Below are 22,739 nucleotides of genomic sequence, written 5' to 3' on the forward strand. Positions count from 1 at the left end.
TCGCGGATCTACGTGGGGAAGCGGCGGCCGACCAGTCTCCAGGCCACCTCGAGCACGGCCGCCGCTGCCACCGCGATCCCGACCGCCGTCCACGGCGTGGTCATGCCCACGAGCCGCAGCGCGAAGAAGTCCTGGAGCCACGGCACCGACAGCACGACCAGGAAGCACAGCCCCATCGCGGCGACGAGGACGACCCGCCACCAGGTGTACGGGCGGGCGATGATCGCCAGGACCCACATCGAGACCAGGAACAGCGTGACTGTGGCCGCACTGGTCTCCGCCTCCAGAGCCCCCGGCCCTCGGTACATGTGCCGGGCCACCAGATACGTCGCGAAGGTGGCGGCCGCGGCGATGATCCCGGACGGGATCGCGTACCGCATGACCCGGCGTACGAAGTGCGGCCGGGCCCGCTCCTTGTTGGGGGCGAGCGCCAGGAAGAACGCCGGGACGCCGATGGTGAGCGTCGAGAGCAGCGTCAGGTGGCGCGGCAGGAACGGGTACTCCACCTGGAAGCACACCACCAGGATCGCCAGCAGCACCGAGTAGACGGTCTTCGTCAGGAACAGGGTGGCGACCCGGGTGATGTTGCCGATGACCCGGCGGCCCTCGGCCACGACCGAGGGGAGCGTGGCGAAGCTGTTGTCGAGCAGCACGATCTGGGCCACTGCCCGGGTCGCCTCGGAGCCGGAGCCCATGGAGACCCCGATGTCGGCGTCCTTCAGGGCGAGTACGTCGTTGACGCCGTCGCCGGTCATCGCGACCGTGTGCCCCCGTGACTGGAGCGCCGCGACCATGTCGCGCTTCTGCTGCGGGGTGACCCGGCCGAAGACCGCGTTGCGTTCGATCTCCGCGGCCATGGCGTCGCGTTCGGCGGGCAGCCGGCGGGCGTCCGAGGGGTGCTCGGCGCCGGGCATCCCCAGCTTCTGGGCGACCGCTCCCACCGAGACGGCGTTGTCACCGGAGATGACCTTGGCGTCGACGTTCTGGTCCGCGAAGTAGGCCAGGGTCTCCCCGGCGTCCGGCCGCAGCCGCTGCTCCAGGACGACGAGCGCCGTGGGCACGGCCCCCGCGGCCGGGTCGGGGGCGCCCAGCTCGCCGCCCGCCCGGGCGAGCAGCAGGACCCGCAGGCCCTGTTCGTTGAGCCGGTCGGTGTCCGCCAGGGCCGGGTCGCCGTCGGGGAGGAGCACGTCGGGCGCGCCGAGCAGCCAGGCGGACGCCCCGCCGCCGGCCTCGGTGAAGGCCGCCCCGCTGTACTTGCGCGCCGAGGAGAACGGCAGGGCCTCGGTGACGCCCCAGTCCCCGGCGTCGGGATGGGCGTCGATGATGGCCTGGAGGCTGGCGTTCGGGCGGGAGTCGGAGGCCCCGAGCGCGGCCAGGACGCGGTGGACGTACGCCTCGTCGGACCCGTTCAGCGGGCGGACCTCGGTGACGTCCATGCCGCCCTCGGTGAGGGTGCCGGTCTTGTCCAGGCAGACCACGTCGACCCGGGCCAGGCCCTCGATGGCCGGCAGTTCCTGCACGAGGCACTGTTTGCGGCCGAGCCTGATGACGCCGATCGCGAAGGCGACCGAGGTGAGCAGGACCAGCCCCTCGGGGATGATCGGCACGATGCCGCCGATTGTGCGGGCGAGCGAGTCCTTGAAGTTGTCGTTCTCGACGACCAGCTGGCTGATGATCAGCCCGGTCGCCGTCGGCACCATCATCCACGTGACGTACTTGAGGATGGTGCTGATGCCGCTGCGCAGCTCGGAACGGACGAGGGTGAAGCGGGACGCCTCCTCGGCGAGCTGCGCGGCGTAGGCCTCGCGGCCGACCTTGGTGGCGGTGAACGCCCCGCCGCCCGCGACGACGAAGCTGCCGGACATCACGGGGTCGCCCGGCCGTTTGATCACGGGATCGGCCTCGCCGGTCAGGAGCGACTCGTCGATCTCCAGGCTGTCGGCCTCGGCGACGGTGCCGTCGACGACCGCCTTGTCCCCGGGGCCGAGCTCGATCAGGTCCCCGAGGACGATCTCGGAGACGGACACCTCGGCGGAGACGCCGTCGCGCCGCACGGAGGGCCTCGCCTCGCCGATCACCGCGAGACCGTCCAGGGTCTTCTTGGCCCGCCATTCCTGGATGATGCCGATGCCCGTGTTCGCGACGATCACGTAGCCGAAGAGGCTGTCCTGGATCGGCGCGACGATGAGCATGGTCACCCAGAGCACGCCGATGATCAGGTTGAACCGGGTGAGGACGTTGGCGCGGACGATCTCGCCGACGGACCGGGACGAGCGGACGGGTACGTCGTTGACCTCGCCCCGGGCGACCCGTTCGGCCACCTGGGCCGTCGTCAGGCCGCCCGCCGGGGCGGACACCTCGGAGGCAGGTACGGGTTCCGGTTTCTCACCGGAGGAGTCGAGTGCCCGCTGAGTCATGACTCCGACCGTACGGGCGGAACGCGTGATCCACCCGCCGGGCGGCGGAGGATGCGGCAGAGGGGCGGGTCGAATCGTCCCGTGGTCGTACGGGAAGCCCTAGGGGGCGCGGGGGCGGGGGCCCGGCGTCAGTGGTGGGCGGGGTCCGCGCCGGCGGGGCCGGTGCCGGTCCGTGCGGCGGCCCGCTTGATCGCGGCGTCACGTCCCCGGACGTACCAGATGCCGATCAGGCCCAGCCCGGCACCGGCCAGACAGACCCAGATCCACCAGGCGTGGCCGCGGTCGTCGAACCATCCGTAGAAGGGGACCTGCACGAGGAAGAGGACGAACCAGAGGATCGTGCCGCCGGTGATGGTGGCCACGACCGGGCCCTCCAGGGGCTCGGGCGCCTCGTGCTTCGGAGTCCACTTCTGCATGCGGCCAGTCTAGCCGGGCTGCTACGGGGCCAGTCGGCGCAAGGGTCTACGCGCGGAGATAGCGATCTTTGCCTCATGTATTCATACTGAATCTGCTTATGGATGACTCAATTCATTCGTGTGAACATCCAAGTTTGACTGTATTTACCCCATCGATGCACGACTGAAGGTCATACATGTCCTCCTCGGCCACCGCTCCGGTCGGTCAGCCTGAGGTGCCGCAGCAGCCGCGCGGTTCCCTCGATCGCTACTTCAAGATCTCCGAGCGGGGGTCGACGGTCGCCCGCGAGATCCGTGGCGGTTTCGCCACGTTCTTCGCCATGGCCTACATCATCGTGCTGAACCCGATCATCCTCGGCAGCGCGAAGGACATGTACGGCCACCAGCTCGAAGGGGGCCAGCTCGTCACGGCCACCGTGCTGGCGGCCGCGTTCTCCACGCTCCTGATGGGCGTCATCGGCAACGTGCCGATCGCGCTCGCCGCCGGTCTCGGCGTCAACACCGTCGTCGCCCTCCAGCTCGCCCCCCGGATGAGCTGGGCCGACGCCATGGGCATGGTCGTGCTCGCGGGCATCGTGGTGATGCTGCTGGTCGCGACCGGGCTGCGGGAGCGCGTGATGAACGCCGTGCCGCGGTCGCTCCGCAAGGGCATCGCGATCGGCATCGGCCTGTTCGTGCTGCTGGTCGGTCTGGTCGACTCGGGCTTCGTCTCCCGCATCCCGGACGCCGCGCACACCACGGTCCCGCTGCAGCTCGGCAACGACGGCCACCTCCACGGCTGGCCCGTGCTGGTCTTCATCCTCGGCACGCTGCTGACCCTCGGCCTGATCGTGCGCAAGGTGTCCGGCGCGATCCTGATCTCCATCGTCGCCATGACGGTGGTGGCGCTGGTCATCGACGCCGTCGCGGACCTGCCGGCCGAGGCCTGGGGCCTGACAGTCCCGAAGTGGCCCGGCAATCCTGTGTCGTCCCCGGACTTCGGCCTGATCGGCCACGTCAGTCTGTTCGGCGGCTTCCACAAGGTCGGGGTGGTGACCGGCGTCCTCTTCGTCTTCACCGTGCTGCTGTCCTGCTTCTTCGACGCGATGGGCACCATCCTCGGTGTCGGCGACGAGGCGAAGCTGATGGACAAGGACGGCAACTTCCCGGGCATCAACCGGGTCCTGCTGGTCGACGGTGTCGCCGTCGCTGCGGGCGGTCTGAGCTCCTCCTCGGCGTCGACGTGCTTCGTGGAGTCCACGGCGGGCGTCGGCGAAGGGGCCCGTACCGGGCTGGCGAGCGTGGTGAGCGGGCTGCTCTTCACGGTGGCGCTGTTCCTGACGCCCCTGGCGACGATGGTTCCCTCGCAGGCGGCCACTCCGGCCCTGGTCGCGGTCGGGTTCCTGATTCTCGCGGGCAATGTGCGGGACGTGGACTGGAGCGACATGACGCTCGCGGTCCCGGCCTTCCTCGCGATGCTGATGATGCCGTTCACGTACTCGATCACCAACGGCATCGGCATCGGCTGCATCGCCTTCAGCGTGATGCGCCTGGTGGCGGGACGCGGGCGTGAGGTGCCGGTCGCCATGTACGTGGTGTCCGCGGTCTTCGTCTTCTACTACGCGATGCCGGGGCTCGGCCTCACGTAGGCGCGTGCGGACGCGTCCACCCCTACGGGGCGGAACTCCGTCAGGTGACCCGGTCGGCCGGGCCCGGGTGACGGGGGTCCGCCCCGTAGAACTTCTCCGTCTCGTCGACGGCCGCGTGGAAGCGTTCGTCGAAGTCGTCGCGCACGAGCGTCCTGACCACGTAGTCCTGGACGGTCATGCCGCGTCTGGCGGCGTGCCGGCGGAGCCGCTCGAGCAGCTCACCGTCTATGCGCAGGCTGAGCACTGTCGATCCCATGCCAAGCAGGGTCGCGGCACGGATGGCCGTTCCGGGGCGGTTTCCGGCCCATACTCACTCGTTCGGGTGATCAGTTTCTCGCGCGTGTACCACCGGTTGGTATTTAGCAGAGCTAATGAGTTACGCTAATGAACATGCCTGACCTGATCCACGACGGCGAAAGTGCCGCCGCCGTGAGCTCCCTTCGCTCCGCCGTGATGCTGCTGGGCCGTCGCCTGAAGCACCAGAGGGTCGACGAGTCGCTGAGCCCCACCGAGATGTCGGTGCTCGGCACCCTGGCCCGTTGCGGATCGGCCACTCCCGGTGAGCTGGCCCGCAAGGAGCACGTGCAGCCCCCGTCGATGACCCGCATCGTCGCGCTGCTGGAAGCCAAGGGCCTGGTCAGACTGGAAGCGCACCCCGACGACCGTCGGCAGAAGATGGTCAGCCGGACCGAGCAGGCGGAAGCCATGCTCGCCGAGAGCCGCTCCAAGCGGAACGCCTGGCTGGCCAACCTCGCCGAGGGCCTGGACGAGGAGGAGTGGGAGACGCTGCGGGCCGCCGCGCCCGTGCTGGAGAAGCTCGCCCACCTGTGATCCCAGGCGTGACCCCCGGGCCGGCAGCCCGCGGTGCCCACGTCCACATCCCCGTCAGTCCGTACGACGTATACGCCCGAGGAGGCGAACCCTTTTGAGTACGGGATCCGGAGCAGACTCCGCCCCCGCACCGACATCCGCCCACGAGAGCAAGACCGGCGGGACCTTCTCGTCGCTGAAGATACGCAACTACCGCCTGTTCGCCACGGGCGCCGTGATCTCCAACACCGGTACCTGGATGTCCCGCATCACGCAGGACTGGCTCGTCCTGAGCCTCACCGGGTCCGCGGCCGCCGTCGGTATCACCACGGCCCTCCAGTTCCTCCCGATGCTGCTCTTCGGCCTGTACGGAGGCGTCATCGCCGACCGGCTCCCGAAGCGGCGGCTGCTGCTCATCAGCCAGGCGGCGCTCGGCCTGTGCGGGATCGCGCTCGCCGCCCTCACCCTTTCGGGCGTCGTGCAGGTCTGGCACGTCTACCTGATCGCGTTCCTGCTCGGCATGGTGACGGTCGTCGACAACCCCGCACGCCAGTCGTTCGTGTCCGAGATGGTCGGTCCCGCGCAGCTGCGCAACGCCGTCAGCCTGAACTCGGCCAACTTCCAGTCGGCCCGGCTCATCGGCCCCGCCGTCGCGGGCGTCCTGATCACCACCGTCGGCAGCGGCTGGGCCTTCCTGCTGAACGGCCTGTCGTTCGCGGCGCCGCTCGTCGGACTGCTGATGATGCGGACGAGCGAGCTCCACCCCTCCGTCACCGTCAAGCGCGCCAAGGGACAGCTCCGTGAAGGGCTGCGCTACGTCTCGGGCAGACCCGAGCTGGTCTGGCCCATCGTCCTGGTCGGCTTCGTCGGCACGTTCGGCTTCAACTTCCCGATCTTCCTGACGGCCTTCGCGGACGACATCTTCCACGGCGGCGCCGGGATGTACTCCTTCTTCAACATCCTCATGGCCGCCGGTTCCCTGGCCGGAGCCCTGCTCGCCGCCCGCCGCCGCTCCTCGCGGCTGCGGATGCTGGTCGGAGCGGGCACCGTGTTCGGTGTCCTGGAGGTCGCCGCGTCGCTGTCGCCGTCCGTCTGGCTGTTCGCGCTGCTGCTCGTCCCGATCGGCATGATCGGCCTGACGACCAACATCAGCGCCAACACGAGCGTCCAGATGGCCGCGGACCCGGAGATGCGGGGCCGCGTGATGAGCCTCTACATGATGGTCTTCGCCGGGGGTACCCCGGTGGGCGCCCCGATCGTCGGCTGGATCAGCGACACCTACGGCGCCCGGACCGGCATGGCGGTCGGCGGGACGATCTCGCTGCTGGCCGCGCTCGGTGTCGGCTTCGCCCTGACCCGCGTCGGCGGCCTGCGCCTCAAGGTCGACCTGCGCCCGGGCCGCCCGCACGTGCGGTTCGTCCCGCGCGAACAGCTGGCCACGGCCGCCTGAGCACCGCCCTCGTACGCCGCCCCCTCCCCGCCGGAGGGGGCGGCGTTCTCGCGTTCAGTCGCGGGGGAAGCCGCCCGTCTCCAGCGTGAGGCCCACGACCGTGCCGGTGAGATCGACCGCCGAGCCGAAATCCAGGCTCAGCAGACTGCGGTATTCGTCGTCCTTGGGAAGCGTGTGAAGGTGCCACGTGCCGGTGTACGGGTCGGCGATGAGGTACACCGGCACGCCCGCGGTGGCGTATGTGGCTTTCTTGGAGCCGTAGTCGTTGGCGGCCGTGTCCTTGGAGATCACCTCGGCGACGAACTCGATGTCCTGGTAGCGCCAGTGGCCCTTGGCATCCTTGACCGCGCCTTCCGAGAGAGCCACCACGTCGGAGGCGAACCCGTTGAGACGTCCCGGGAAGTCGATCCGCACGTCCGTCTTCAACTGCTGTCGCGCATAGGCGGTGCGCAGTTGCTCCAAGAGGTCGAAGATGATCTCCCAGTGCGTGTCCCGCTGCGGCGACATGTAGATGTTCCCCTCGACGATCTCTACCTTGAATCCCTCGGGGGTGGGCTCAAGCCACTCGAACATCATGTCCAGGGTGCGCTCGTCGCTGGTGTCGGCCATCTCGATCCTGTCGTCGACGACGGTCATCGTGCCGCTCCTCCCCGCTGCCGCACGGCGCGGGCAGCCGCGTAGTACAACGATAGGCCCGGCCCCCCGGACACGTCGGGACGCTGGGACACTCGCCGCATGAGCTGCCAGAGACTCTTCGCCGCCGTCCTGCCGCCGGAGCCCGCCGCCGACGAACTGGCCGGGGCCGTCGCCGCGCTGCACGCGCTGCCCGGGGCCGGGGACCTGCGCTGGACGGCCCGTGCGGGGTGGCACTACACGCTGGCCTTCCTCGGGAACGTCGACGAGGAACTGCTGCCGGACCTCCTCACCCGGCTGGAGCGCGCCGCGCACCGGACCGAGCCCTTCCCGCTCCGGATCCGGGGCGGCGGACGCTTCGACGGGCGGGCGCTGTGGGCGGGAGCCGCCGGCGGCCTCGACACGCTCCGGCTGCTGGCCGGACGCGCCCATGCCGCCGCCCGCAAGGCCGGGGTGGCGATGGAGGAGCACCGGCACTACACCCCGCACCTCACCCTGGCCCGCAGCCGGGTCAACGCCGACCTCACTCCGTTCGCGGCCGCGCTGGAGGACTTCGAGGGCGTGCGGTGGGAGCCCGCCGAACTCAGTCTCGTACGCAGCGATCTGCCCGTGGACGGGGTCCCCGGGGAGCAGCCGCGTTACGAGGTGGTGCGGGCCTGGCGACTGGGGCGGTGAGCGGGACGGCTAGGCTCCTCGCGTGGACCCGAAGACCAGAAACCGCATCATGGCGGCCGTGCTCGTGCTGATGTTCGTCCTCGTCGCGGCGGCGGCCGCCCTGGGGGGCTGAGCCCCGCCAGGACGGCCGTGCGCCCGAAGCGTCCTACCAGGCGAAGTTCTCCGGCGACGGGCCCGGGCCCGGGAAGATCTCGTCCAGGGCGGACAGCACCTCGTCGGACAGCTCCAGTTCCACCGCGCGCAGGGCGGAGTCGAGCTGTTCGCGGGTGCGCGGGCCGGAGATCGGTCCGGTGACGCCGGGCCGCGTCAGCAGCCAGGCCAGGCCGGTTTCGCCCGGCTCCAGGCCGTGCTTCTCCAGCAGGTCCTCGTAGGCCTGGACCCGGGCCCGCACCGCCGGGTCGGCCAGCGCGTCGGCGGACCGGCCTGAGGTGGACCGGGCGCCGCCGCCCTCGCGCTCCTTGCGGAGCGCGCCGCCGAGCAGCCCGCCGTTCAGCGGGGACCAGGGGATGACCCCGAGGCCGTATTCCTGGGAGGCCGGGATGACCTCCATCTCGGCGCCGCGCTGCATCAGGTTGTAGATGCACTGCTCGCTGACCAGGCCGTAGCTGCCGCGCTGCCGGGCCCGTTCGTTGGCCTGGGCGATCTTGTAGCCCGAGAAGTTGGACGAGCCGGCGTAGAGGATCTTGCCCTGCTGGATCAGGACGTCGATGGCCTGCCAGATCTCGTCGATCGGGGTGGACCTGTCGACGTGGTGGAACTGGTACAGGTCGATGTGGTCCGTCTGCAGGCGCTTGAGGCTCGCGTCGACGGCCCGGCGGATGTTCAGGGCGGACAGCTTGTCGTGGTTGGGCCACGCCTCGCCGTCGGCCCCCATGTTGCCGTAGACCTTGGTGGCGAGCACGACCTTGTCGCGGCGCTCGCCGCCCTGCGCGAACCAGGTGCCGAGGATCTCCTCGGTGCGGCCCTTGTTCTCGCCCCAGCCGTAGACGTTCGCGGTGTCGAAGAAGTTGACTCCCGCCTCCAGGGCGGCGTCCATGAGGGCGTGGCTGTCGCTCTCGTTGGTCTGGGGGCCGAAGTTCATCGTCCCCAGGACGAGGCGGCTGACCTTGAGTCCGGTGCGTCCGAGCTGCGTGTACTTCATGGGGCACAACCCAACTCCTTCGAGCGGGCTCGAAGCAAGGGGGGTTTCACGTCCGCACGGCGAACCGGTCCAGGGCGGCCAGGACCGCTCGCGAGGTCGCCGCGCCGCCGAGGTGGCCCGCGTCGGGGATCACGGTCAGCTCCGCGCCGGGCCAGGCCCGGGCCAGTTCCCACGCGGTGACGAGCGGGCCGCCCAGGTCGAAACGGCCGTGGACCAGGACGCCCGGGATGCCCGCCAGGCGCCCCGCGTCGCGGATCAGCTGCCCTTCCTCCAGCCAGGCCCCGTGCGAGAAGTAGTGCGCGCAGATCCGGACGAACGCCTGCCGGGCGCGGTCCGGTCTGCCGCTGTACGGCGCCGGGCCGGTGTATGTCTCCGTGGACAGCACCGCGTCCTCCCAGGCGCACCAGTCGGCTGTGGCCTTCGCCCGCACCCGGGGGTCCGGGCTCTCCATCCGCCGGGCGTACGCGGTGACGAGCGCGTGCGGGCCCTCGGCCTCCGGGACACCCGCGCGGAACAGGTCCCAGGCCTCGGGGAAGATCTGCCCGGCGCCCCGGTAGAGCCAGTCGATCTCGCTGCGCCGGGTCGTCGTCACCGCGCTGATCACGATCTCGGAGACCCTGGCCGGGTGCTCCTCGGCGTACGCGAGGATCAGGGTGGAGCCCCACGAACCCCCGTACAGCAGCCACTTCTCGATGCCGAGGTGGATGCGCAGGCGCTCCATGTCGGCGATCAGATGGGCCGTCGTGTTGTGCCGCATGTCCGCGGCGGGGTCGCTCGCGTGCGGGGTGGAGCGGCCGCAGTTGCGCTGGTCGAAGAGCACGACGCGGGAGAGGTCCGGGGCGAAGTACTGCCGGGGCCGTGCGGTGCACCCCGAGCCGGGGCCGCCGTGCACGACGAGTGCGGGCTTGCCGGCGGGGTTGCCGCAGACCTCCCAGTACACGAGGTTGCCGTCACCCACGTCCAGCAACCCGTGGTCGTACGGCTCGGGCGGCGGGTACTTCTCGTCGGGCTTCCGGTCCATGGCGGCGGAGCCTACGGGGCGATGGGAAGCCGGCGCTTGTGGTCGGTGAGGCGGAAGCGGGCGAGGATCGTCTCGAAGGCCCGGTCGTCGACCGGCTTGCCTTCGAGGAAGTCGTCGATGGTGTCGTAGGTGACCCCGAGGGCGTGTTCGTCGGCCTTGCCCGGGTCGAGCGTCTCCAGGTCGGCCGTCGGGACCTTGCCCACGAGCTCGGCGGGCGCGCCCAGTGCCTCGGCGACCGCGCGCACCCGGCGCTTGGTGAGGCCGGTCAACGGGACCAGGTCGGCGGCGCCGTCCCCGAACTTGGTGAAGAAGCCGGAGACCGCCTCGGCGGCGTGGTCCGTGCCGACGACCAGGCCGTCGTGCGCCCCGGCCACCGCGTACTGGGCGATCATGCGCTGGCGCGCCTTGATGTTGCCGAGCACGAAGTCCTCGTGGTGGGAGTCGCGGAAGCTGACGTCGGCGGCGAGCGCGGCGGCGAGCGCGGCGTCGCTCGCGGGCCTGACGTCCACGGTCAGCACCTTGTCGGCGCGGATGAAGGAGAGCGCGAGCTGGGCGTCGTGCTCGTCGGCCTGGACGCCGTACGGGAGCCGCATCGCGTAGAACCGCGACTCGTGGCCCGCCGCGCGCGCCCGCTCGACGGCGAGCTGGCACATCCGGCCGGCGGTGGTGGAGTCGACACCGCCGCTGATGCCGAGCACCAGGGAACGCAGGCCGGTGGACGTCAGCCGCTCGGCGAGGAACGCCACACGGCGTTCGATCTCCTTCTCGGCTTCGAAGGTCTCGGCGACCTCGAGCTCGCGGGCGATCTCCTGCTGAAGGGCGATGGCCGCCGACTCGCTCACGTCTGCTCCCGGTTCCGGTTCACGATGGGTGTCGCGCCCAGCCTACCCAGGGGCTTCGCGGCCCGCGGGGCCCGGTCGGCGGGGGCTGCGGGCGATGTCGCGCGTCGCCGTACGGGTCAGCCCCTGACGGCCACGTGGTACGCGGACGCCCACAGGGTCGCCGCGGCGGCCAGGCCCACCACGGCGCGCACGACGCCGTCCGGCAGCCCGGCCGTGGCGAGCACGAGTCCCACGACCGCGACGGCGCTCAGCACGCCTCCGGTCACCTTGTACTGCCACTGGTCGTAGAGGCGGGCGAGCGGGAGGAAGTGCAGGCCCACCACGAGTGCGACGGCCGGCGGGATGAACCCGGGGTGGCCGGAGGCGTGGGAGACGGCGACGGCCGCGAAGACCGCCGCCAGCTCGACGACGTTGACGACGCCGACCGAACGCGCCCAGTTCTCCGGCAGGTTCACCGTGCGCGGCGAGGGCGCGGCCCCCTTGCGGTAGGCGAGGAAGACCGCCGCGACGGCGAGCGGCACGGCGGCGGTTTCGACGGCCAGGGCGAGGCCGGGGGAAGCCAGGCCCGACGCTCCGGCGAAGGCCCACACGAGGGCGAACACCGACAGGACGACCGTGCCGCGGCGGCGCAGGGTGCGGGTGAGCGCCGCGCACTCGGCGTCGGGGACGGCGGGAACCGAGGGCGTGGGCTGAGTCATCCGGCCGACGGTACAGCGGTCGCCGGGGCCACCCGGAGGTTTCGCCAGGCCCGGGGGACCTCTCCACTTCCGGAGGCGCCCCGTCCGTCCGGGCGCTCCGGTCCGGGGGTTCACGGGTTCGCGGTTTCGCGGGCTCGTGGTTTCGCGGGGACCGCGCGGCGCCGGGCCGCAGGCGCTCCCCACCGCCGCGGCGGGGCGGGTTACGCTCCCTCGGTGAGGGACGCCCGGCGATGCGCGCGGGGCCGACCGCCCGCAGGACCGGAGGCAGAAGGACCATGTCGACCCGTATCCCGGCTCATTCCGGCCGGGGCCAGGCGGCCGGTGGGCAGCACGGCGAGGTGACCGCGTGAACGCCGCGCCGAAGGTGCTCGCCGTCCTGGACGAGATCCTCGCCTCCGTCGCTCCCGGCGAGCGTGGCGCGCTGTGGCATCTCGCCGAAGAGGGGCGGGAGCTGGACGCCAACGTCGTCCACCTGCCGCCGGACGCGACGGTGGGCGAGCACCAGGAGGACGTCCTGGACGTGTTCCTCGTGGCCCTCGCGGGCAGCGGCGTGCTGCGGACGGGCGGCGGCGCCCTCGGCCTCGCCCCGAGCACGGTCCTGTGGCTGCCCCGCACCTCGCGCCGCTCGCTGGAGGCCGGGCCCGAGGGGCTGACCTACCTCACGGTGCACCGCCGCCGCCCCGGTCTCACCGTCACCCCGGCCGTGCGGGCCGGGGCGCACGAGGGCGGTGAGGCTCCCTGCATGCTCGACCTGGTGTGCCCGGAGTGCGGCCGGCTGTCCGCGGACCGTGCGCCGAAGTTCTGCAGCGCGTGCGGAGAGGAGTTCCCGGAGCGCTGAGGGGCGGGACGGACCCGGCGAATCAGGCCGGGGAGCGGTCCCCGGCCCCGCTCCTGAGGCCGGGCCGGGCGGTCCGCGCCCGGCTCACGCCTGCATCACGTCCTCCGGTCCCCTTACTTCTTCGCCGTCGGGACGCCTGTGGTGTGTCCGTCGATGTTGGCGGTCAGCCGGCGTGCCAGGTTCTGGAGTGTGGTGACCTCGTCGTACGTGAGTCCCGCGGCCTCCGCGATGACGGGTGGGACGTCGGAGAGGCGTGTGTGCAGGGCGAGACCGTCGTCGGTGAGGGCGACGTGGACGACGCGTTCGTCGTCGGCCTGGCGCCGGCGCTGGAGCAGGCCGTTGGCCTCCAGGCGCTTGATCAGCGGTGTCACGGTGCCGTAGTCCAGTTGCAGGAGCGCCACCAGCTCCTTGACGGTCAGGGACCCGTGCTCGCCGAGGGTGATCATGACGAGGTACTGCGGATAGGTCAGCCCGAGCGGTTCGAGCAGGGGCCGGTACGCGCCGGTGATGGCGCGTGAGGCCGCGTACAGGGTGAAGCACAAGTGCTTGTCCAGCAGCGGGATGGGCGGGCGCGGCTCGGTCGCGGGGGTCTCGTCACTCATCGCTGGTCTCACCTTCCGGTCGGGGCCGCCTGCGTCACGCATGGCATTTCGGCCATTACCGCATCTTTTACGGCATCTCTAAAGAGCACTATACGCTCGCCTTCATTTATCTCGTGCACAAGTAACTTGTGCACGAGGTGAAAGCGCGCTAGGTTTCTGGTGTCGCCACCGGACAGGGCACCTTCCGGCGGCGGCCCGGCATCCGCCCATAGACCTGAGGAGTTCTCATGAACGTTTCGACCGCCTTCCGTTCCTCCCGCAAGACCATCGCCATCGCCGGCGCCGTGGCCGGAGTCGCGGCACTCTCCCTGGCCGTCACCTCGCCGGCGGGTGCCACGGGCGGGCACTCCGCCGAGGCGGGGAAGCCGACGGTCGTGCTGGTGCACGGCGCGTTCGCCGACTCCTCCAGCTGGAACGGTGTGATCCAGCGCCTGCGGCACGACGGGTATCCCGTCGTCGCCCCGGCCAACCCGCTGCGCGGCCTGACCGGCGACGCCGACTACCTGAAGAGCTTCCTCAAGAGCGTCAAGGGTCCCGTCGTCCTCGCCGGCCACTCCTACGGCGGCGCGGTGATCAGCGAGGCCGCCGCCGGCAACCCGAACGTGAAGGCCCTCGCCTACATCGCCGCCTTCGCCCCGGAGAAGGGCGAAACCGCGCTGGGGCTGTCCAACAAGTTCCCCGGCAGCACGCTCGGGGACGTCCTGAACCCCGTCCCGTTCCCCGTCGCCGGAGGCGGGACCGGCACGGACCTGTACATCAGGACCGACGCGTTCCACCACCAGTTCGCCGCCGACGTCCCCACCCGGACCAGCGACCTGATGGCCGCCACCCAGCGCCCCGTGGCAGCCTCCGCCCTGGAGGAAGGGGCCACCGCGGCGGCCTGGAAGACCATCCCCTCCTGGAACCTGATCACCCGCCAGGACCTCAACATCCCGCTCGCCGCCCAGCGGTTCATGGCGCAGCGGGCCCACTCCCACACCACGGAGATCAAGGCCTCCCACGCCGTCACGGTCTCCCGTCCGGACGCGGTGGCCCGTGTGATCGAGCAGGCGGCGCGCGCCACCGACGGCCGCTGATCCGGAAGCGGGCCCGGACGGGTGCCGGGGCCGCTCCGGCCGCCGGACGCCTCCCGGGCCGCCGGATGCTCCCGGGCCGCCGGATGCTTCCGGGCCGCCGGGTGCACCGGGAGGGCCGCTCCGGCCGGCAGTTCAGGCCAGCGAGAGGAAGAGCTTCTCCAGGCGGGCGCGCATCCGGTCCCTGTCGGCGGGGGACTGCCCCTCCTGCGTCAGGCACTGTTCGAGGCCCGTCGCGATGATGGAGAAGCCCGCCCGGTCCAGGGCCCGTGAGGCCGCGGAGAGTTGGGTGACGACGTCCTCGCAGTCCCGGCCCTCCTCGATCATCCGCACGACCCCGGCGATCTGCCCCTGGGCCCGGCGCAGCCGGTTGAGGACGGACTTCAGCTCGTCGTCCGCCATGTCGAGTTGCATGCTTCCTCCCGCGTTCATACATACCCCTAGGGGTATGTTACGGGCGCCCCGCCCCCCGGAGGCGAGATGCGGTACACGCCGGCCGCGGGTGGGCGCTACGGCCCCACCCGCCAGGGGCACCTACGCCGGCTTCTCCCAGACCGAGACGTGCCGCCCGCTCTCGTTCGTGAACGGCTCCCGTCCCCAGTCCTCCCAGCGCTCGCGCAGCCGCAGACCCGCGATCCGGGCCATCAGGTCCAGCTCCGCGGGCCACACGTAGCGGAAGGGAATCGACCGGAAGGAGCCCCGGCCGTCCTGGACCTCGATGTAGTTGGAGCTCATGGCCTGGGTGGCCACGTCGTACAGGTCGTACGCCCAGCGCGTCGGGGTCATCCGGAACGGCACCGCCGTCTGGCCGGGCGGGAGCTTTCGCAGCTCCGGGACGACCACCTCGATGACGAAGCAGCCGCTGGGGGCGAGGTGCGCGGCGACATTGCGGAAGCACTCGACCTGCGCGTCCTGGGACGTGAGATTCATGATCGTGTTGAAGACCAGGTAGGCGAGGGAGAACTCCCCGTCGGCCCTCGTCGTCGCGAAGTCGCCGATGGTGACGCCGATGTCGTCCGCGCCGCCGCCCGGCTTGGCCCGCAGCCTCCGCACCATCGCGCGCGACATGTCGATGCCGTGGACCGGTACCCCGCGTGCCGCGAGCGGCAGGGCGATGCGGCCCGTTCCGATGCCCAGCTCCAGCGCTCTGCCGTCCCCCGCGAGTCCGGCGAGGAAGTCCGCCGTTGCGTCCACGACGGCGGGCCGGAACATCTCCCCGTCCGGCTCGTCGTACGTCGCCGCCGCCTGTTCTCCGAAGTAACCGTCGTCGTTTTCCACCGCAGGACCGTACTGCTGTGGACGGTCGGATCGCGCCTGAATTTCGCGGGGCAGCCGCCCCACCGCAGTGGGGCGGCGAGGGCGGCGGCCGTCCTCTCGATACCACTTCCGGGTTCACCGGAGTGTGCAACTCCGCTCCCGATGTACACGAGAGTGCGCAGTCGGCCTGTGACGCTGGTCACGGTCCGTGTCCGCCGTCAGGCTTCGTCCATGGATCAGAGAAGTTCACTGGACCCGGCGCCCTGCTGGGTTCCCGTGTCCGGGCACGCACTCCGGCACACCGGTGTCCACTTCGACGCCGTGCGCATCGCCGGACCGGCCGGCGACGAAGTGGCGTACGAGCTGATGCAGTTCACCGACTTCCGGGCGGGTCCGATCGTCCGTTCGAGGGTCGGGGAACGCAGTACCCATTTCCTGCTGGCGCCCCACTCCGCCGGTGGGTACCGGTGGCCGGCGGGGGCGCGGCTGATGGGGCGGGGGGTGTGCTGCGACGTGTTCGTGGGAGTTCCCGCGCTGGAGGGGCGGACGTGGCCGCTGGACTGGCGCTCGCGGCCCACCGAGAAGTCGCCGTTCGTCGACACGGCGCTGCTCCACGAGGTGGCGGTAGCGGTCCTGACGGGCCGAGTCGACCCCTGACGGTGCTGCGGGGCGTGCGGGAAACGGACCTCGCACGGTGCGGTACCGTGATCGCGTCATTACGTACCGTGCGCGCGTGTCGCGCGCGGGCGGCCCCCGGGGGTGCTACCAACACCGACCCGAGGGCCTTCACCCACGAGTGGATCGGAAGTCCACCGAGATGCTTCGGCATGTTATCGCGCCCTCCCGGCGCTATACGAAGGCTTCGCACGACGTCGTACGGCACACGCGGCTGAACAGCGACGCGAAGATCCTGCTCCTGGCCGTACAGGGGCTCCCCGACGGACAGGCCGCCCAGGCGCTGAGCGAGCACGCGCGGAAGCTCGGCATCAAGGGGCGGGCGTACCAGAAGTCCAAGGCCCAGCTGATCGCGCACGGTTACGTCCACGAGTGGCGCGGCCAGGGCGTGCGCGGGCACTGGAGGACGGAGCAGCTGTTCTCCAGCGTGCCCCTCACGCCCGAGGAGGCGGCCCTGCTGCGCCGGGGGGCTTCCCAGGAGCAGCCGAGTGCGCGGGAACCGGCGGTCGGCCGGCCGACCGCTCGGGTGGCCGGTCGTCACCTACCGGTGGAGGAAGAACTGGGGAAGACCATTCCCCACCCACCCTCCGAAGCGGACCCCCGGGTCGCGCCCGGCCCCGAGCCCGAGGCCGGGCAACGGCCGGAGCCCGGTGGCGTGGAGGCGGCGGATGCCGATGCGGCCGATGCGGAGCAGCAGGTGGAGGCAGGACCCGGCCCGGGGCCGGAGTTCGCGCAGGGGGAGCGGGTCCTGCTCTCGCTGCGGCACGCGCGGCGCGAGTTGTACCTCGGGGCGGGGGAAGCCCGGTCACTTGCCGGGCTTGCCGCTCGCTGGCTGCTGCGCGGGGTGTCGGAGGCCGAGCTGCGTACCGTGCTGACCAGCGGACTTCCGGACGACGGTGTGCGGTCGGCAGCCGGATTCCTGCGCTTCAGGCTGCTGCACAAGATGCCGCCGGAGCTGCCGTCCGAGGCATCGGGACAGCCTGTCGCGCCGCCGCCCGTCGCGGAGTTGACGACCTGTTCGGCCCCGGGGGAGGAGCACGTCTTCCGTCCCCTCGGCGACGAGACCGAGTGCGGGGAGTGCCGCCGACAGGCGGCGCGGGCGCACTGGGAAGCCCAGTGGGCCGCGGCGGAGGCCGTCACGGACGACCCGCTGCCCTGGCGGGAACGCTTCGCGCGACTGGGGGACGTCGCCACCCCGGGGTGAGCTTCGGCCCGGTCTACGGCGGGCCCGGTGAGCGGTGGGACCGGTGGGCGGCGGGTGGTACGCGGCGGGGTGGGGATCAGAGGCGCTTCAGGACGGCCTGCTTGGCGGTGCTGAACTCCTCGTCGGTGAGGACGCCCGCCCGGTGCAGTTCGCCGAGCTCGCGCAGCCGTCGCAGCAGGACGTCGTGGTCGTCGGCGGCCGGGGAGGCGTCCTGGGCGGGGGCCGTGAGGACCTTCGGCGGCGTGCCGGGTGCGAGCCGCCGGGCGGGCGACGGCAGCCGCACGAGCACGGCGGCCGCGACGAGCACGGCGGTGTACTCCCGCTTGGACAGTCCCCACAGGTCCAGGGAGTACGGGTCGTACTTCGGCTGCGTGGCCGCGGTGACTCCCGCGCGGTCGAAGCGGAGGGAGCCGTTCTCCAGTCCGATGGCCGGTATCCAGCGCACACCCGTGATGTCCGGCAGCGGGAGGGTGACGGTGCCGCCGGTGGTCTTCGACTCCTCGGCCTTCCAGTTCCAGGCGAGGCGGACGTCGTGTCCGTCGAAGGACGCGGTGCCGTCCCCGCCCCCGCCGGACACGGGCACCGACGGCCCCGGCAGCAGGAAGCGGTCCACCGGCCCGTCCGGCACCTGCTCGATCAGCAGGGCGTTGCGGATCTCGTCGACGAGGTACTCGGCCACGCCGGTGCGGTCCTTCTCCACCAGGAGCTGGTACGGGTCGGCGGAGTCCCGCAGCCTGCCGTCCGCCGCGCGCTGCACCGGGCAGGCGCCGGTCCGCAGCCGGAGACGCAGGCGGCCGCCCTTGCGGTCGGGTTCGAAGGAGGCGCCCGCCACGGCTTCGAGCGGCACGGCGAGTTCGCCGAGATCCTGCCGCACGGGGTGCACCTTGCCGCCGGGGACGATGCGTACCGTCCCGCCGTCGAAGCTCCATGTGCCGTCGCGCGTGATGATGTCCGCCATGGGGCGGATTCTGCCAGCCTCCCCTCCGCCTGCGGAGGGGCCGGAGGTGACGGCCTCTCCGCAGGCGTGGCGGGACCGGCTCAGGTGCCGCAGGCGCAGCCTGCGGCGGGTGTCGTGTCCCCGGCGGAACCGGCAGGGGCGTCGGCGTCCGGGGCGGAACTCCTCTGGAGGTGTGCGGCGTCCGCCTTGACGACGTAGACCTCCCACGGCTCCTTGCCGGGGCCGTGGACCCAGACCTTGTCCTGGAGGGCGTAGCAGCAGGAGGTGTCGTTCTCCTCGAAGGTCGCGAGGCCCGCCTCCCTGAGCCGGGTGGCGGCGGCGGAGACCTCCTCCGTCGTGCCGACCTCGACGCCGAGGTGGTCCAGGCGGGTCTCCTGGCCCGGCTCGCCCTGGATCAGGACGAGCTTGAGCGGCGGGGTGGCGATCGCGAAGTTGGCGTAACCGGGGCGGCGCTTGGCGGGTTCCACGCCGAAGAGCCTGGAGTAGAAGATCACCGATGCTTCGAGATCGGCGACGTTGAGTGCGAGCTGGGCACGGGACATGACCATCCCTCCATCAGGTTGGATTGATGTTCTTCAATTCAAGGTTGCGCCTTGATTCGAAAAACGTCAACATAGAAGCATGTCGAAACAAGAGCTCGTGGTGCTCGGGCAGGACGACCCCGAGGGCTGCTGCCCCACCCTGCTCACCGCACCCCTCGACGAGGGCGGGGCCGAGACGCTGGCGAAGGTCTTCAAGGCCCTGGGCGACCCGGTCCGGCTGCGGCTGCTCTCGATGATCGCCTCGCGGGCGGGCGGGGAGGTGTGCGTCTGCGACCTCACGCCGGCGTTCGACCTCTCCCAGCCGACGATCTCCCACCACCTGAAGCTGCTCAGGCAGGCGGGGCTCATCGACTCGGAGCGGCGCGGGACCTGGGTGTACTACCGCCTGCTGCCGGAGATGACGGACCGTCTGGCCGCCGTCCTCACCCGCCCCGCCGGAGTCGCCGGGTGAGCGCCGTGGCCACGGAGCCGGTCGCGCGACGGCTTTCGTTCCTGGACCGGTTCCTCGCGGTGTGGATCCTGATCGCGATGGCTGCCGGGCTGGGCCTCGGGCGGCTGGTCCCCGGACTCGGCGGCGTACTCGCGGAGACCACCGTCACCGGTGTCCCGCTGCCGATCGCGCTGGGCCTGCTCATGATGATGTACCCGGTCCTCGCGAAGGTCCGCTACGACCGCATGCGGACGGTCACCGGCGACCGGCGGCTCCTGATCCCTTCCCTGGTACTGAACTGGATCGCCGGGCCTGCGCTCATGTTCGCGCTCGCCTGGCTCCTGCTGCCCGACCTGCCCGAATACCGCACCGGTCTGATCATCGTGGGCCTCGCCCGCTGCATCGCCATGGTGATCATCTGGAACGACCTCGCCGGCGGCGACCGCGAGGCCGCCGCCGTGCTGGTCGCCCTCAACTCGGTCTTCCAGGTCCTCGCGTTCGGGCTGCTGGGCTGGTTCTACCTCTCGGTGCTGCCCGGATGGCTCGGGCTGGAGCGGGCGGCGCTCGACGTCACCGCGTGGGAGATCGCCCGGTCCGCTCTGCTCTTCCTGGGCATCCCGCTCCTCGCCGGATTCCTGACCCGGCGGCTCGGCGAGAAGGCGCGGGGCCGCGCGTGGTACGAGACGCGGCTCCTGCCCAGGATCGGCCCGTTCGCCCTCCACGGCCTGCTGTTCACGGTCGTGGTCCTCTTCGCGCTCCAGGGCGGCGCGATCACCTCCAAGCCCCTCGACGTGGTGCGGATCGCCCTCCCGCTGCTGGTGTACTTCGCCGTGATGTGGACGGGCTCGATGGCCGTCGGGCGGGCGGCCGGGCTGACCCACCCGAAGGCGACGACGCTGGCCTTCACCGCGGCGGGCAACAACTTCGAGCTGGCCATCGCGGTCGCCGTCGCCACCTTCGGCGCCGCCTCCGGCCAGGCGCTCGCCGGCGTCGTCGGCCCCCTCATCGAGGTCCCCGTCCTGATCGGGCTGGTCCATGTCGCCCTGGCCGCCCGCCGCTTCTTCCCCGCTCCCGTCACGGTGACCGCCGCGACGGCCGGCACCCCGGAGGGTTCCGCCCGTGTCTGAGCACCTGCCGTCCGTCCTGTTCGTGTGCGTCCACAACGCCGGCCGTTCGCAGATGGCCGCGGCCTTCCTCGCCCATCTCGCCGGGGGGGCCGTCGAGGTCCGCTCGGCGGGATCGGCCCCGGCGGACGCCGTGAACCCGGCCGCGGTCGAGGCGATGGCGGAAGTGGGCGTCGACATGTCCGCGAGCAGGCCGAAGCCGCTGACCGACGACGCGGTGCGGGCCTCCGACGTGGTCATCACCATGGGCTGCGGGGACACCTGCCCGGTCTTCCCGGGCAAGCGGTACCTCGACTGGCGCCTCGACGACCCCGCCGGGCAGGGCGTCGCCGCCGTACGGCCGATCCGTGACGCGATCGAACAGCTCGTCCGCGGCCTGCTCGCCGAACTCGGCGTCGTCGTCGCGCCGTAGCGGCGGCCGTCCTCCCCGCCGCGCCCCTCCCCGCCGCGCCCCGAACGCCCTTCGGCCCGGCGTCCGACGGCGGCTGTACTGGTGTGCGAGCGCTCACCGGTCCTGGCGGTCTATGGGCCCGGCGGCGTGCCGAAGGGTGCGCACGGCCGGACGAACCGGGACAATGGCGCACGCGCCATCCAGAGGCGACCGAGCCCCCACCGGCCCGCGCGGATCCGCTCAACCGCAGCCGCGAGCACCGGGGATGTGGCAGACCAAGGAGGACCCGTGGTGGATGTCCCGGTGGACCAACCGACCGGAACGGTCGACGGCAGGCGCACCCGGGCCCGTGCGCAACTCCTCGACGCCGGCCTGGAACTGTTCGGGGTGTACGGCTACGCGGCCACGTCCGAGCAGGCCCTGTGCGAGGTGGCCGGGGTCCCGGAGGAGATGCTCTGGGAGGAGTTCGGCTCCCGGGAGGGCGTGCTCATGGCCCTCCACAACCAGATCACGACCAGTGGGCTCCGCGCGGCCGAACAGGCCCTGCTCTCCGAGGGCATGGACGACTGTCCGGTCGCGGAGCGCTTCCGGCGGCTCTTCGACGCGTACGTGTCGGCCGTGACCCGTGACCTGCGCGAGGCGCGGATCACCTTCGTCGAGGTGCTGGGTGTGAGTCCCGCCGTGGACGCCCACTGCAAGAAGTGGCGCGACCTGTGGGGCGACTTCCTCACCGGCGAGGCCGAGCGCGCGGCGGTGCGCGGCGAGGCGGAGGAACGCGACCACCGTGTCGTGGTCATGGTGATGGTCGGTACGGTCCACGAGCTCATGGCCCATCACGCCCGCCGCCCCCGCAGGGCCAGGCCGGACGAGGTGTCCGAGGAACTGACCAAGCTGGGGCTCGCGATGCTGGGCGTCGAACTGGTCGGCTGACCCGAGCCGCCCGTACGGCGCGCACCCGGGCGCCTACAGGACGACGCGGGCCGCTACCGGCAGGTGGTCGCTCCCCGTCGCGGGCAGGGACCGGACGTGGGTGACCTCCGCCGACCGGGTCAGCACCTGGTCGATCCTGGCCACCGGCAGCGAGGCGGGCCAGCTGAACGCGAAGCCGGGCCCCGGTGGCTCCATGAGCGAGGTCACCGGGTCCAGGCCCCGGTCGTCCACCGTGCTGTTGAGGTCGCCGAGGAGGATCACCCGGTCCAGGGGCTCGGCGGCGAGGGCCGCACCGAGGAGCGCCGCGCTCTCGTCGCGTCTGCCGGAACTGAACCCGGCCGACGGGCCGATGCGCACCGAGGGCAGGTGGGCGACGTACACCGCGACCTCGCCGTGCGGTGTGCGGGCGGTCGCCCGCAGGCCCCGGTTCCAGCCCGCGCCGACGCCCTCCGGCCGGATGTCCACGGGGCGTATCGCCGTCAGGGGGTGCTTCGACCAGAGGCCGACCGTGCCGCTGGCCGCGCGGTGGGGGTATCGGGACGCCAGAACCCGCTCGTACGCGGGCAGGGCCGGGGCCGTCAGCTCCTCCAGGGCGATCAGGTCGGCGCCCGTGCGGGCCAGCGCGCCGGCGGTGGCGGCCGGGTCCGGGTTCACGTCGCTGACATTGTGCTGGACGACGGTGAGACCGCCCTCGGGGGTGCTTCCCGGGAACAGCAGGCCGGCGAAGAGGATCAGCCAGGCCAGGGCCGGCATCAGCAGGGAGACCAGGGCGATCCTGGATCTGCCGAGGAGCGCGGGGACCAGCAGGACGGGCACGGCCACGCCGATCCAGGGCAGAAAGGTCTCCAGGAGACTGCCCACGTGGCCGGGGCTGTTGGGGACCGCGCCGGGCAGGACCAGCAGGAAGGTCACCAGGGCCGACGACACGGCGAGCACACGGCCGAGGGTCCGGCGCCCGCCGCGCCCCGAAGCCTCTCCCCGCGG

26 protein-coding genes are annotated in these 22,739 nt (G+C 71.7%); 12 read left to right on the forward strand and 14 right to left on the reverse strand.

All coding sequences use genetic code 11. The features are described from left to right. Positions 1-8: 8 nt before the first annotated feature. Entirely contained in the window at positions 9-2,417 is a 2,409-nt protein-coding gene (locus OHT61_RS18310; RefSeq protein ID WP_329039804.1) for an HAD-IC family P-type ATPase, read from the reverse strand. Positions 2,418-2,545: 128 nt separating this feature from the next. After that, positions 2,546-2,833, reverse strand: coding sequence for a DUF2530 domain-containing protein (locus OHT61_RS18315; protein WP_329039807.1), 288 nt, complete (start codon positions 2,831-2,833; stop codon positions 2,546-2,548). A 176-nt stretch (positions 2,834-3,009) separates the two neighbouring features. Here OHT61_RS18315 and OHT61_RS18320 point away from each other — a divergent pair, with 176 nt between their 5' ends. Continuing rightward, complete coding sequence (locus tag OHT61_RS18320) at positions 3,010-4,461, forward strand: NCS2 family permease (RefSeq protein WP_329039809.1); 1,452 nt, start codon at positions 3,010-3,012, stop codon at positions 4,459-4,461. 40 nt (positions 4,462-4,501) lie between these two features. On the opposite strand, the gene OHT61_RS18325 is transcribed toward OHT61_RS18320, so the two are convergent. Then, a complete protein-coding gene (locus OHT61_RS18325; RefSeq protein ID WP_329039811.1) occupies positions 4,502-4,717 on the reverse strand; it encodes a hypothetical protein in 216 nt (71 codons plus the stop codon). A 134-nt stretch (positions 4,718-4,851) separates the two neighbouring features. On the opposite strand from OHT61_RS18325, the gene OHT61_RS18330 reads away from it, so the two are divergent. Then, positions 4,852-5,292: a MarR family winged helix-turn-helix transcriptional regulator gene (locus OHT61_RS18330; RefSeq protein WP_329039814.1), complete on the forward strand. Its 441-nt coding sequence runs from the start codon at positions 4,852-4,854 to the stop codon at positions 5,290-5,292. A 94-nt stretch (positions 5,293-5,386) separates the two neighbouring features. Continuing rightward, positions 5,387-6,721 (forward strand): MFS transporter, encoded by a 1,335-nt coding sequence (locus tag OHT61_RS18335; RefSeq protein WP_329039816.1) that lies wholly within the window; start codon positions 5,387-5,389, stop codon positions 6,719-6,721. Between the two features lie 54 nt (positions 6,722-6,775). Here OHT61_RS18335 and OHT61_RS18340 read toward each other — a convergent pair whose 3' ends face one another. Next, positions 6,776-7,357, reverse strand: a complete 582-nt coding sequence (locus tag OHT61_RS18340; RefSeq protein WP_329039818.1) for a Uma2 family endonuclease — start codon at positions 7,355-7,357, stop codon at positions 6,776-6,778. A gap of 99 nt (positions 7,358-7,456) precedes the next feature. On the opposite strand from OHT61_RS18340, the gene thpR reads away from it, so the two are divergent. Then, positions 7,457-8,029: an RNA 2',3'-cyclic phosphodiesterase gene (gene thpR, locus OHT61_RS18345; RefSeq protein ID WP_329039820.1), complete on the forward strand. Its 573-nt coding sequence runs from the start codon at positions 7,457-7,459 to the stop codon at positions 8,027-8,029. Between the two features lie 145 nt (positions 8,030-8,174). Here the strand turns inward: thpR and OHT61_RS18350 are convergent, their stop codons facing one another. The 4 genes from OHT61_RS18350 to OHT61_RS18365 form a co-directional block, all read right to left on the reverse strand. Next, positions 8,175-9,170 (reverse strand): aldo/keto reductase, encoded by a 996-nt coding sequence (locus OHT61_RS18350; RefSeq protein ID WP_329039823.1) that lies wholly within the window; start codon positions 9,168-9,170, stop codon positions 8,175-8,177. Between the two features lie 46 nt (positions 9,171-9,216). After that, positions 9,217-10,191, reverse strand: coding sequence for a prolyl aminopeptidase (gene pip, locus OHT61_RS18355; RefSeq protein ID WP_329039825.1), 975 nt, complete (start codon positions 10,189-10,191; stop codon positions 9,217-9,219). Positions 10,192-10,202: 11 nt separating this feature from the next. After that, the gene (nadE, locus tag OHT61_RS18360; protein WP_329039828.1) at positions 10,203-11,033 is read right to left on the reverse strand and encodes an ammonia-dependent NAD(+) synthetase; all 831 of its coding nucleotides are present in this window, start codon (positions 11,031-11,033) and stop codon (positions 10,203-10,205) included. Between the two features lie 116 nt (positions 11,034-11,149). Further along, on the reverse strand, positions 11,150-11,731 hold the full coding sequence (locus OHT61_RS18365; protein WP_329039829.1) for a DUF7010 family protein: 582 nt from the start codon (positions 11,729-11,731) through the stop codon (positions 11,150-11,152). A 346-nt stretch (positions 11,732-12,077) separates the two neighbouring features. Here OHT61_RS18365 and OHT61_RS18370 point away from each other — a divergent pair, with 346 nt between their 5' ends. After that, positions 12,078-12,569, forward strand: coding sequence for a hypothetical protein (locus OHT61_RS18370; protein WP_329039832.1), 492 nt, complete (start codon positions 12,078-12,080; stop codon positions 12,567-12,569). 113 nt (positions 12,570-12,682) lie between these two features. Here OHT61_RS18370 and OHT61_RS18375 read toward each other — a convergent pair whose 3' ends face one another. Next, the gene (locus OHT61_RS18375; protein WP_329039834.1) at positions 12,683-13,171 is read right to left on the reverse strand and encodes a MarR family winged helix-turn-helix transcriptional regulator; all 489 of its coding nucleotides are present in this window, start codon (positions 13,169-13,171) and stop codon (positions 12,683-12,685) included. 227 nt (positions 13,172-13,398) lie between these two features. Here OHT61_RS18375 and OHT61_RS18380 point away from each other — a divergent pair, with 227 nt between their 5' ends. Next, the gene (locus OHT61_RS18380; RefSeq protein WP_329039837.1) at positions 13,399-14,247 is read left to right on the forward strand and encodes an alpha/beta fold hydrolase; all 849 of its coding nucleotides are present in this window, start codon (positions 13,399-13,401) and stop codon (positions 14,245-14,247) included. A gap of 132 nt (positions 14,248-14,379) precedes the next feature. On the opposite strand, the gene OHT61_RS18385 is transcribed toward OHT61_RS18380, so the two are convergent. Both OHT61_RS18385 and OHT61_RS18390 read right to left on the reverse strand, forming a co-directional pair. Then, a complete protein-coding gene (locus tag OHT61_RS18385; RefSeq protein ID WP_329039839.1) occupies positions 14,380-14,658 on the reverse strand; it encodes a metal-sensitive transcriptional regulator in 279 nt (92 codons plus the stop codon). A gap of 120 nt (positions 14,659-14,778) precedes the next feature. Continuing rightward, positions 14,779-15,522 carry a class I SAM-dependent DNA methyltransferase gene (locus tag OHT61_RS18390; RefSeq protein ID WP_329039840.1) on the reverse strand — a complete coding sequence of 248 codons (744 nt, stop codon included), beginning with the start codon at positions 15,520-15,522 and terminating at the stop codon, positions 14,779-14,781. A 210-nt stretch (positions 15,523-15,732) separates the two neighbouring features. Between OHT61_RS18390 and OHT61_RS18395 the strand changes: the two genes are divergently transcribed. Together OHT61_RS18395 and OHT61_RS18400 are read left to right on the forward strand one after the other, a co-directional pair. After that, positions 15,733-16,158: a hypothetical protein gene (locus OHT61_RS18395; protein WP_329039842.1), complete on the forward strand. Its 426-nt coding sequence runs from the start codon at positions 15,733-15,735 to the stop codon at positions 16,156-16,158. Between the two features lie 160 nt (positions 16,159-16,318). Then, positions 16,319-17,380: a hypothetical protein gene (locus OHT61_RS18400; RefSeq protein ID WP_329039844.1), complete on the forward strand. Its 1,062-nt coding sequence runs from the start codon at positions 16,319-16,321 to the stop codon at positions 17,378-17,380. Between the two features lie 76 nt (positions 17,381-17,456). Here OHT61_RS18400 and OHT61_RS18405 read toward each other — a convergent pair whose 3' ends face one another. Then, entirely contained in the window at positions 17,457-18,338 is an 882-nt protein-coding gene (locus OHT61_RS18405) for a DUF4429 domain-containing protein (RefSeq protein WP_329039846.1), read from the reverse strand. A gap of 80 nt (positions 18,339-18,418) precedes the next feature. After that, on the reverse strand, positions 18,419-18,880 hold the full coding sequence (locus OHT61_RS18410) for an ArsI/CadI family heavy metal resistance metalloenzyme (protein WP_329039848.1): 462 nt from the start codon (positions 18,878-18,880) through the stop codon (positions 18,419-18,421). Between the two features lie 79 nt (positions 18,881-18,959). Here OHT61_RS18410 and OHT61_RS18415 point away from each other — a divergent pair, with 79 nt between their 5' ends. From OHT61_RS18415 to OHT61_RS18430, 4 genes are all read left to right on the forward strand, one after another. After that, positions 18,960-19,331, forward strand: coding sequence for an ArsR/SmtB family transcription factor (locus OHT61_RS18415; RefSeq protein WP_329039850.1), 372 nt, complete (start codon positions 18,960-18,962; stop codon positions 19,329-19,331). 5 nt (positions 19,332-19,336) lie between these two features. Then, positions 19,337-20,437: an ACR3 family arsenite efflux transporter gene (gene arsB, locus OHT61_RS18420; protein ID WP_329039852.1), complete on the forward strand. Its 1,101-nt coding sequence runs from the start codon at positions 19,337-19,339 to the stop codon at positions 20,435-20,437. Beyond that, a complete protein-coding gene (locus OHT61_RS18425) occupies positions 20,430-20,846 on the forward strand; it encodes an arsenate reductase ArsC (RefSeq protein ID WP_329039853.1) in 417 nt (138 codons plus the stop codon). Before arsB ends, OHT61_RS18425 begins: the two co-directional genes overlap by 8 nt. Before the next feature lie 267 nt (positions 20,847-21,113). Then, positions 21,114-21,755: a TetR/AcrR family transcriptional regulator gene (locus OHT61_RS18430; protein ID WP_329039855.1), complete on the forward strand. Its 642-nt coding sequence runs from the start codon at positions 21,114-21,116 to the stop codon at positions 21,753-21,755. Positions 21,756-21,788: 33 nt separating this feature from the next. Here the strand turns inward: OHT61_RS18430 and OHT61_RS18435 are convergent, their stop codons facing one another. Next, on the reverse strand, positions 21,789-22,691 hold the full coding sequence (locus OHT61_RS18435) for an endonuclease/exonuclease/phosphatase family protein (RefSeq protein ID WP_443049472.1): 903 nt from the start codon (positions 22,689-22,691) through the stop codon (positions 21,789-21,791). Positions 22,692-22,739: the final 48 nt, after the last annotated feature.

Origin of the sequence: Streptomyces sp. NBC_00178 (genome assembly GCF_036206005.1) — a bacterium.
In the GTDB taxonomy this organism is placed as follows: Bacteria; Actinomycetota; Actinomycetes; order Streptomycetales; family Streptomycetaceae; genus Streptomyces.

Coding starts and splice junctions, on each gene's coding strand:
- OHT61_RS18310 (WP_329039804.1), bottom strand. CDS start 2,417: ATGACTCAGCGGGCACTCGACTCCTCCGGTGAGAAACCGGAACCCGTA.
- OHT61_RS18315 (WP_329039807.1), bottom strand. CDS start 2,833: ATGCAGAAGTGGACTCCGAAGCACGAGGCGCCCGAGCCCCTGGAGGGC.
- OHT61_RS18320 (WP_329039809.1), top strand. CDS start 3,010: ATGTCCTCCTCGGCCACCGCTCCGGTCGGTCAGCCTGAGGTGCCGCAG.
- OHT61_RS18325 (WP_329039811.1), bottom strand. CDS start 4,717: ATGGGATCGACAGTGCTCAGCCTGCGCATAGACGGTGAGCTGCTCGAG.
- OHT61_RS18330 (WP_329039814.1), top strand. CDS start 4,852: ATGCCTGACCTGATCCACGACGGCGAAAGTGCCGCCGCCGTGAGCTCC.
- OHT61_RS18340 (WP_329039818.1), bottom strand. CDS start 7,357: ATGACCGTCGTCGACGACAGGATCGAGATGGCCGACACCAGCGACGAG.
- thpR (WP_329039820.1), top strand. CDS start 7,457: ATGAGCTGCCAGAGACTCTTCGCCGCCGTCCTGCCGCCGGAGCCCGCC.
- OHT61_RS18350 (WP_329039823.1), bottom strand. CDS start 9,170: ATGAAGTACACGCAGCTCGGACGCACCGGACTCAAGGTCAGCCGCCTC.
- pip (WP_329039825.1), bottom strand. CDS start 10,191: ATGGACCGGAAGCCCGACGAGAAGTACCCGCCGCCCGAGCCGTACGAC.
- OHT61_RS18365 (WP_329039829.1), bottom strand. CDS start 11,731: ATGACTCAGCCCACGCCCTCGGTTCCCGCCGTCCCCGACGCCGAGTGC.
- OHT61_RS18375 (WP_329039834.1), bottom strand. CDS start 13,171: ATGAGTGACGAGACCCCCGCGACCGAGCCGCGCCCGCCCATCCCGCTG.
- OHT61_RS18380 (WP_329039837.1), top strand. CDS start 13,399: ATGAACGTTTCGACCGCCTTCCGTTCCTCCCGCAAGACCATCGCCATC.
- OHT61_RS18385 (WP_329039839.1), bottom strand. CDS start 14,658: ATGCAACTCGACATGGCGGACGACGAGCTGAAGTCCGTCCTCAACCGG.
- OHT61_RS18395 (WP_329039842.1), top strand. CDS start 15,733: ATGGATCAGAGAAGTTCACTGGACCCGGCGCCCTGCTGGGTTCCCGTG.
- OHT61_RS18400 (WP_329039844.1), top strand. CDS start 16,319: ATGCTTCGGCATGTTATCGCGCCCTCCCGGCGCTATACGAAGGCTTCG.
- OHT61_RS18405 (WP_329039846.1), bottom strand. CDS start 18,338: ATGGCGGACATCATCACGCGCGACGGCACATGGAGCTTCGACGGCGGG.
- OHT61_RS18410 (WP_329039848.1), bottom strand. CDS start 18,880: ATGTCCCGTGCCCAGCTCGCACTCAACGTCGCCGATCTCGAAGCATCG.
- OHT61_RS18415 (WP_329039850.1), top strand. CDS start 18,960: ATGTCGAAACAAGAGCTCGTGGTGCTCGGGCAGGACGACCCCGAGGGC.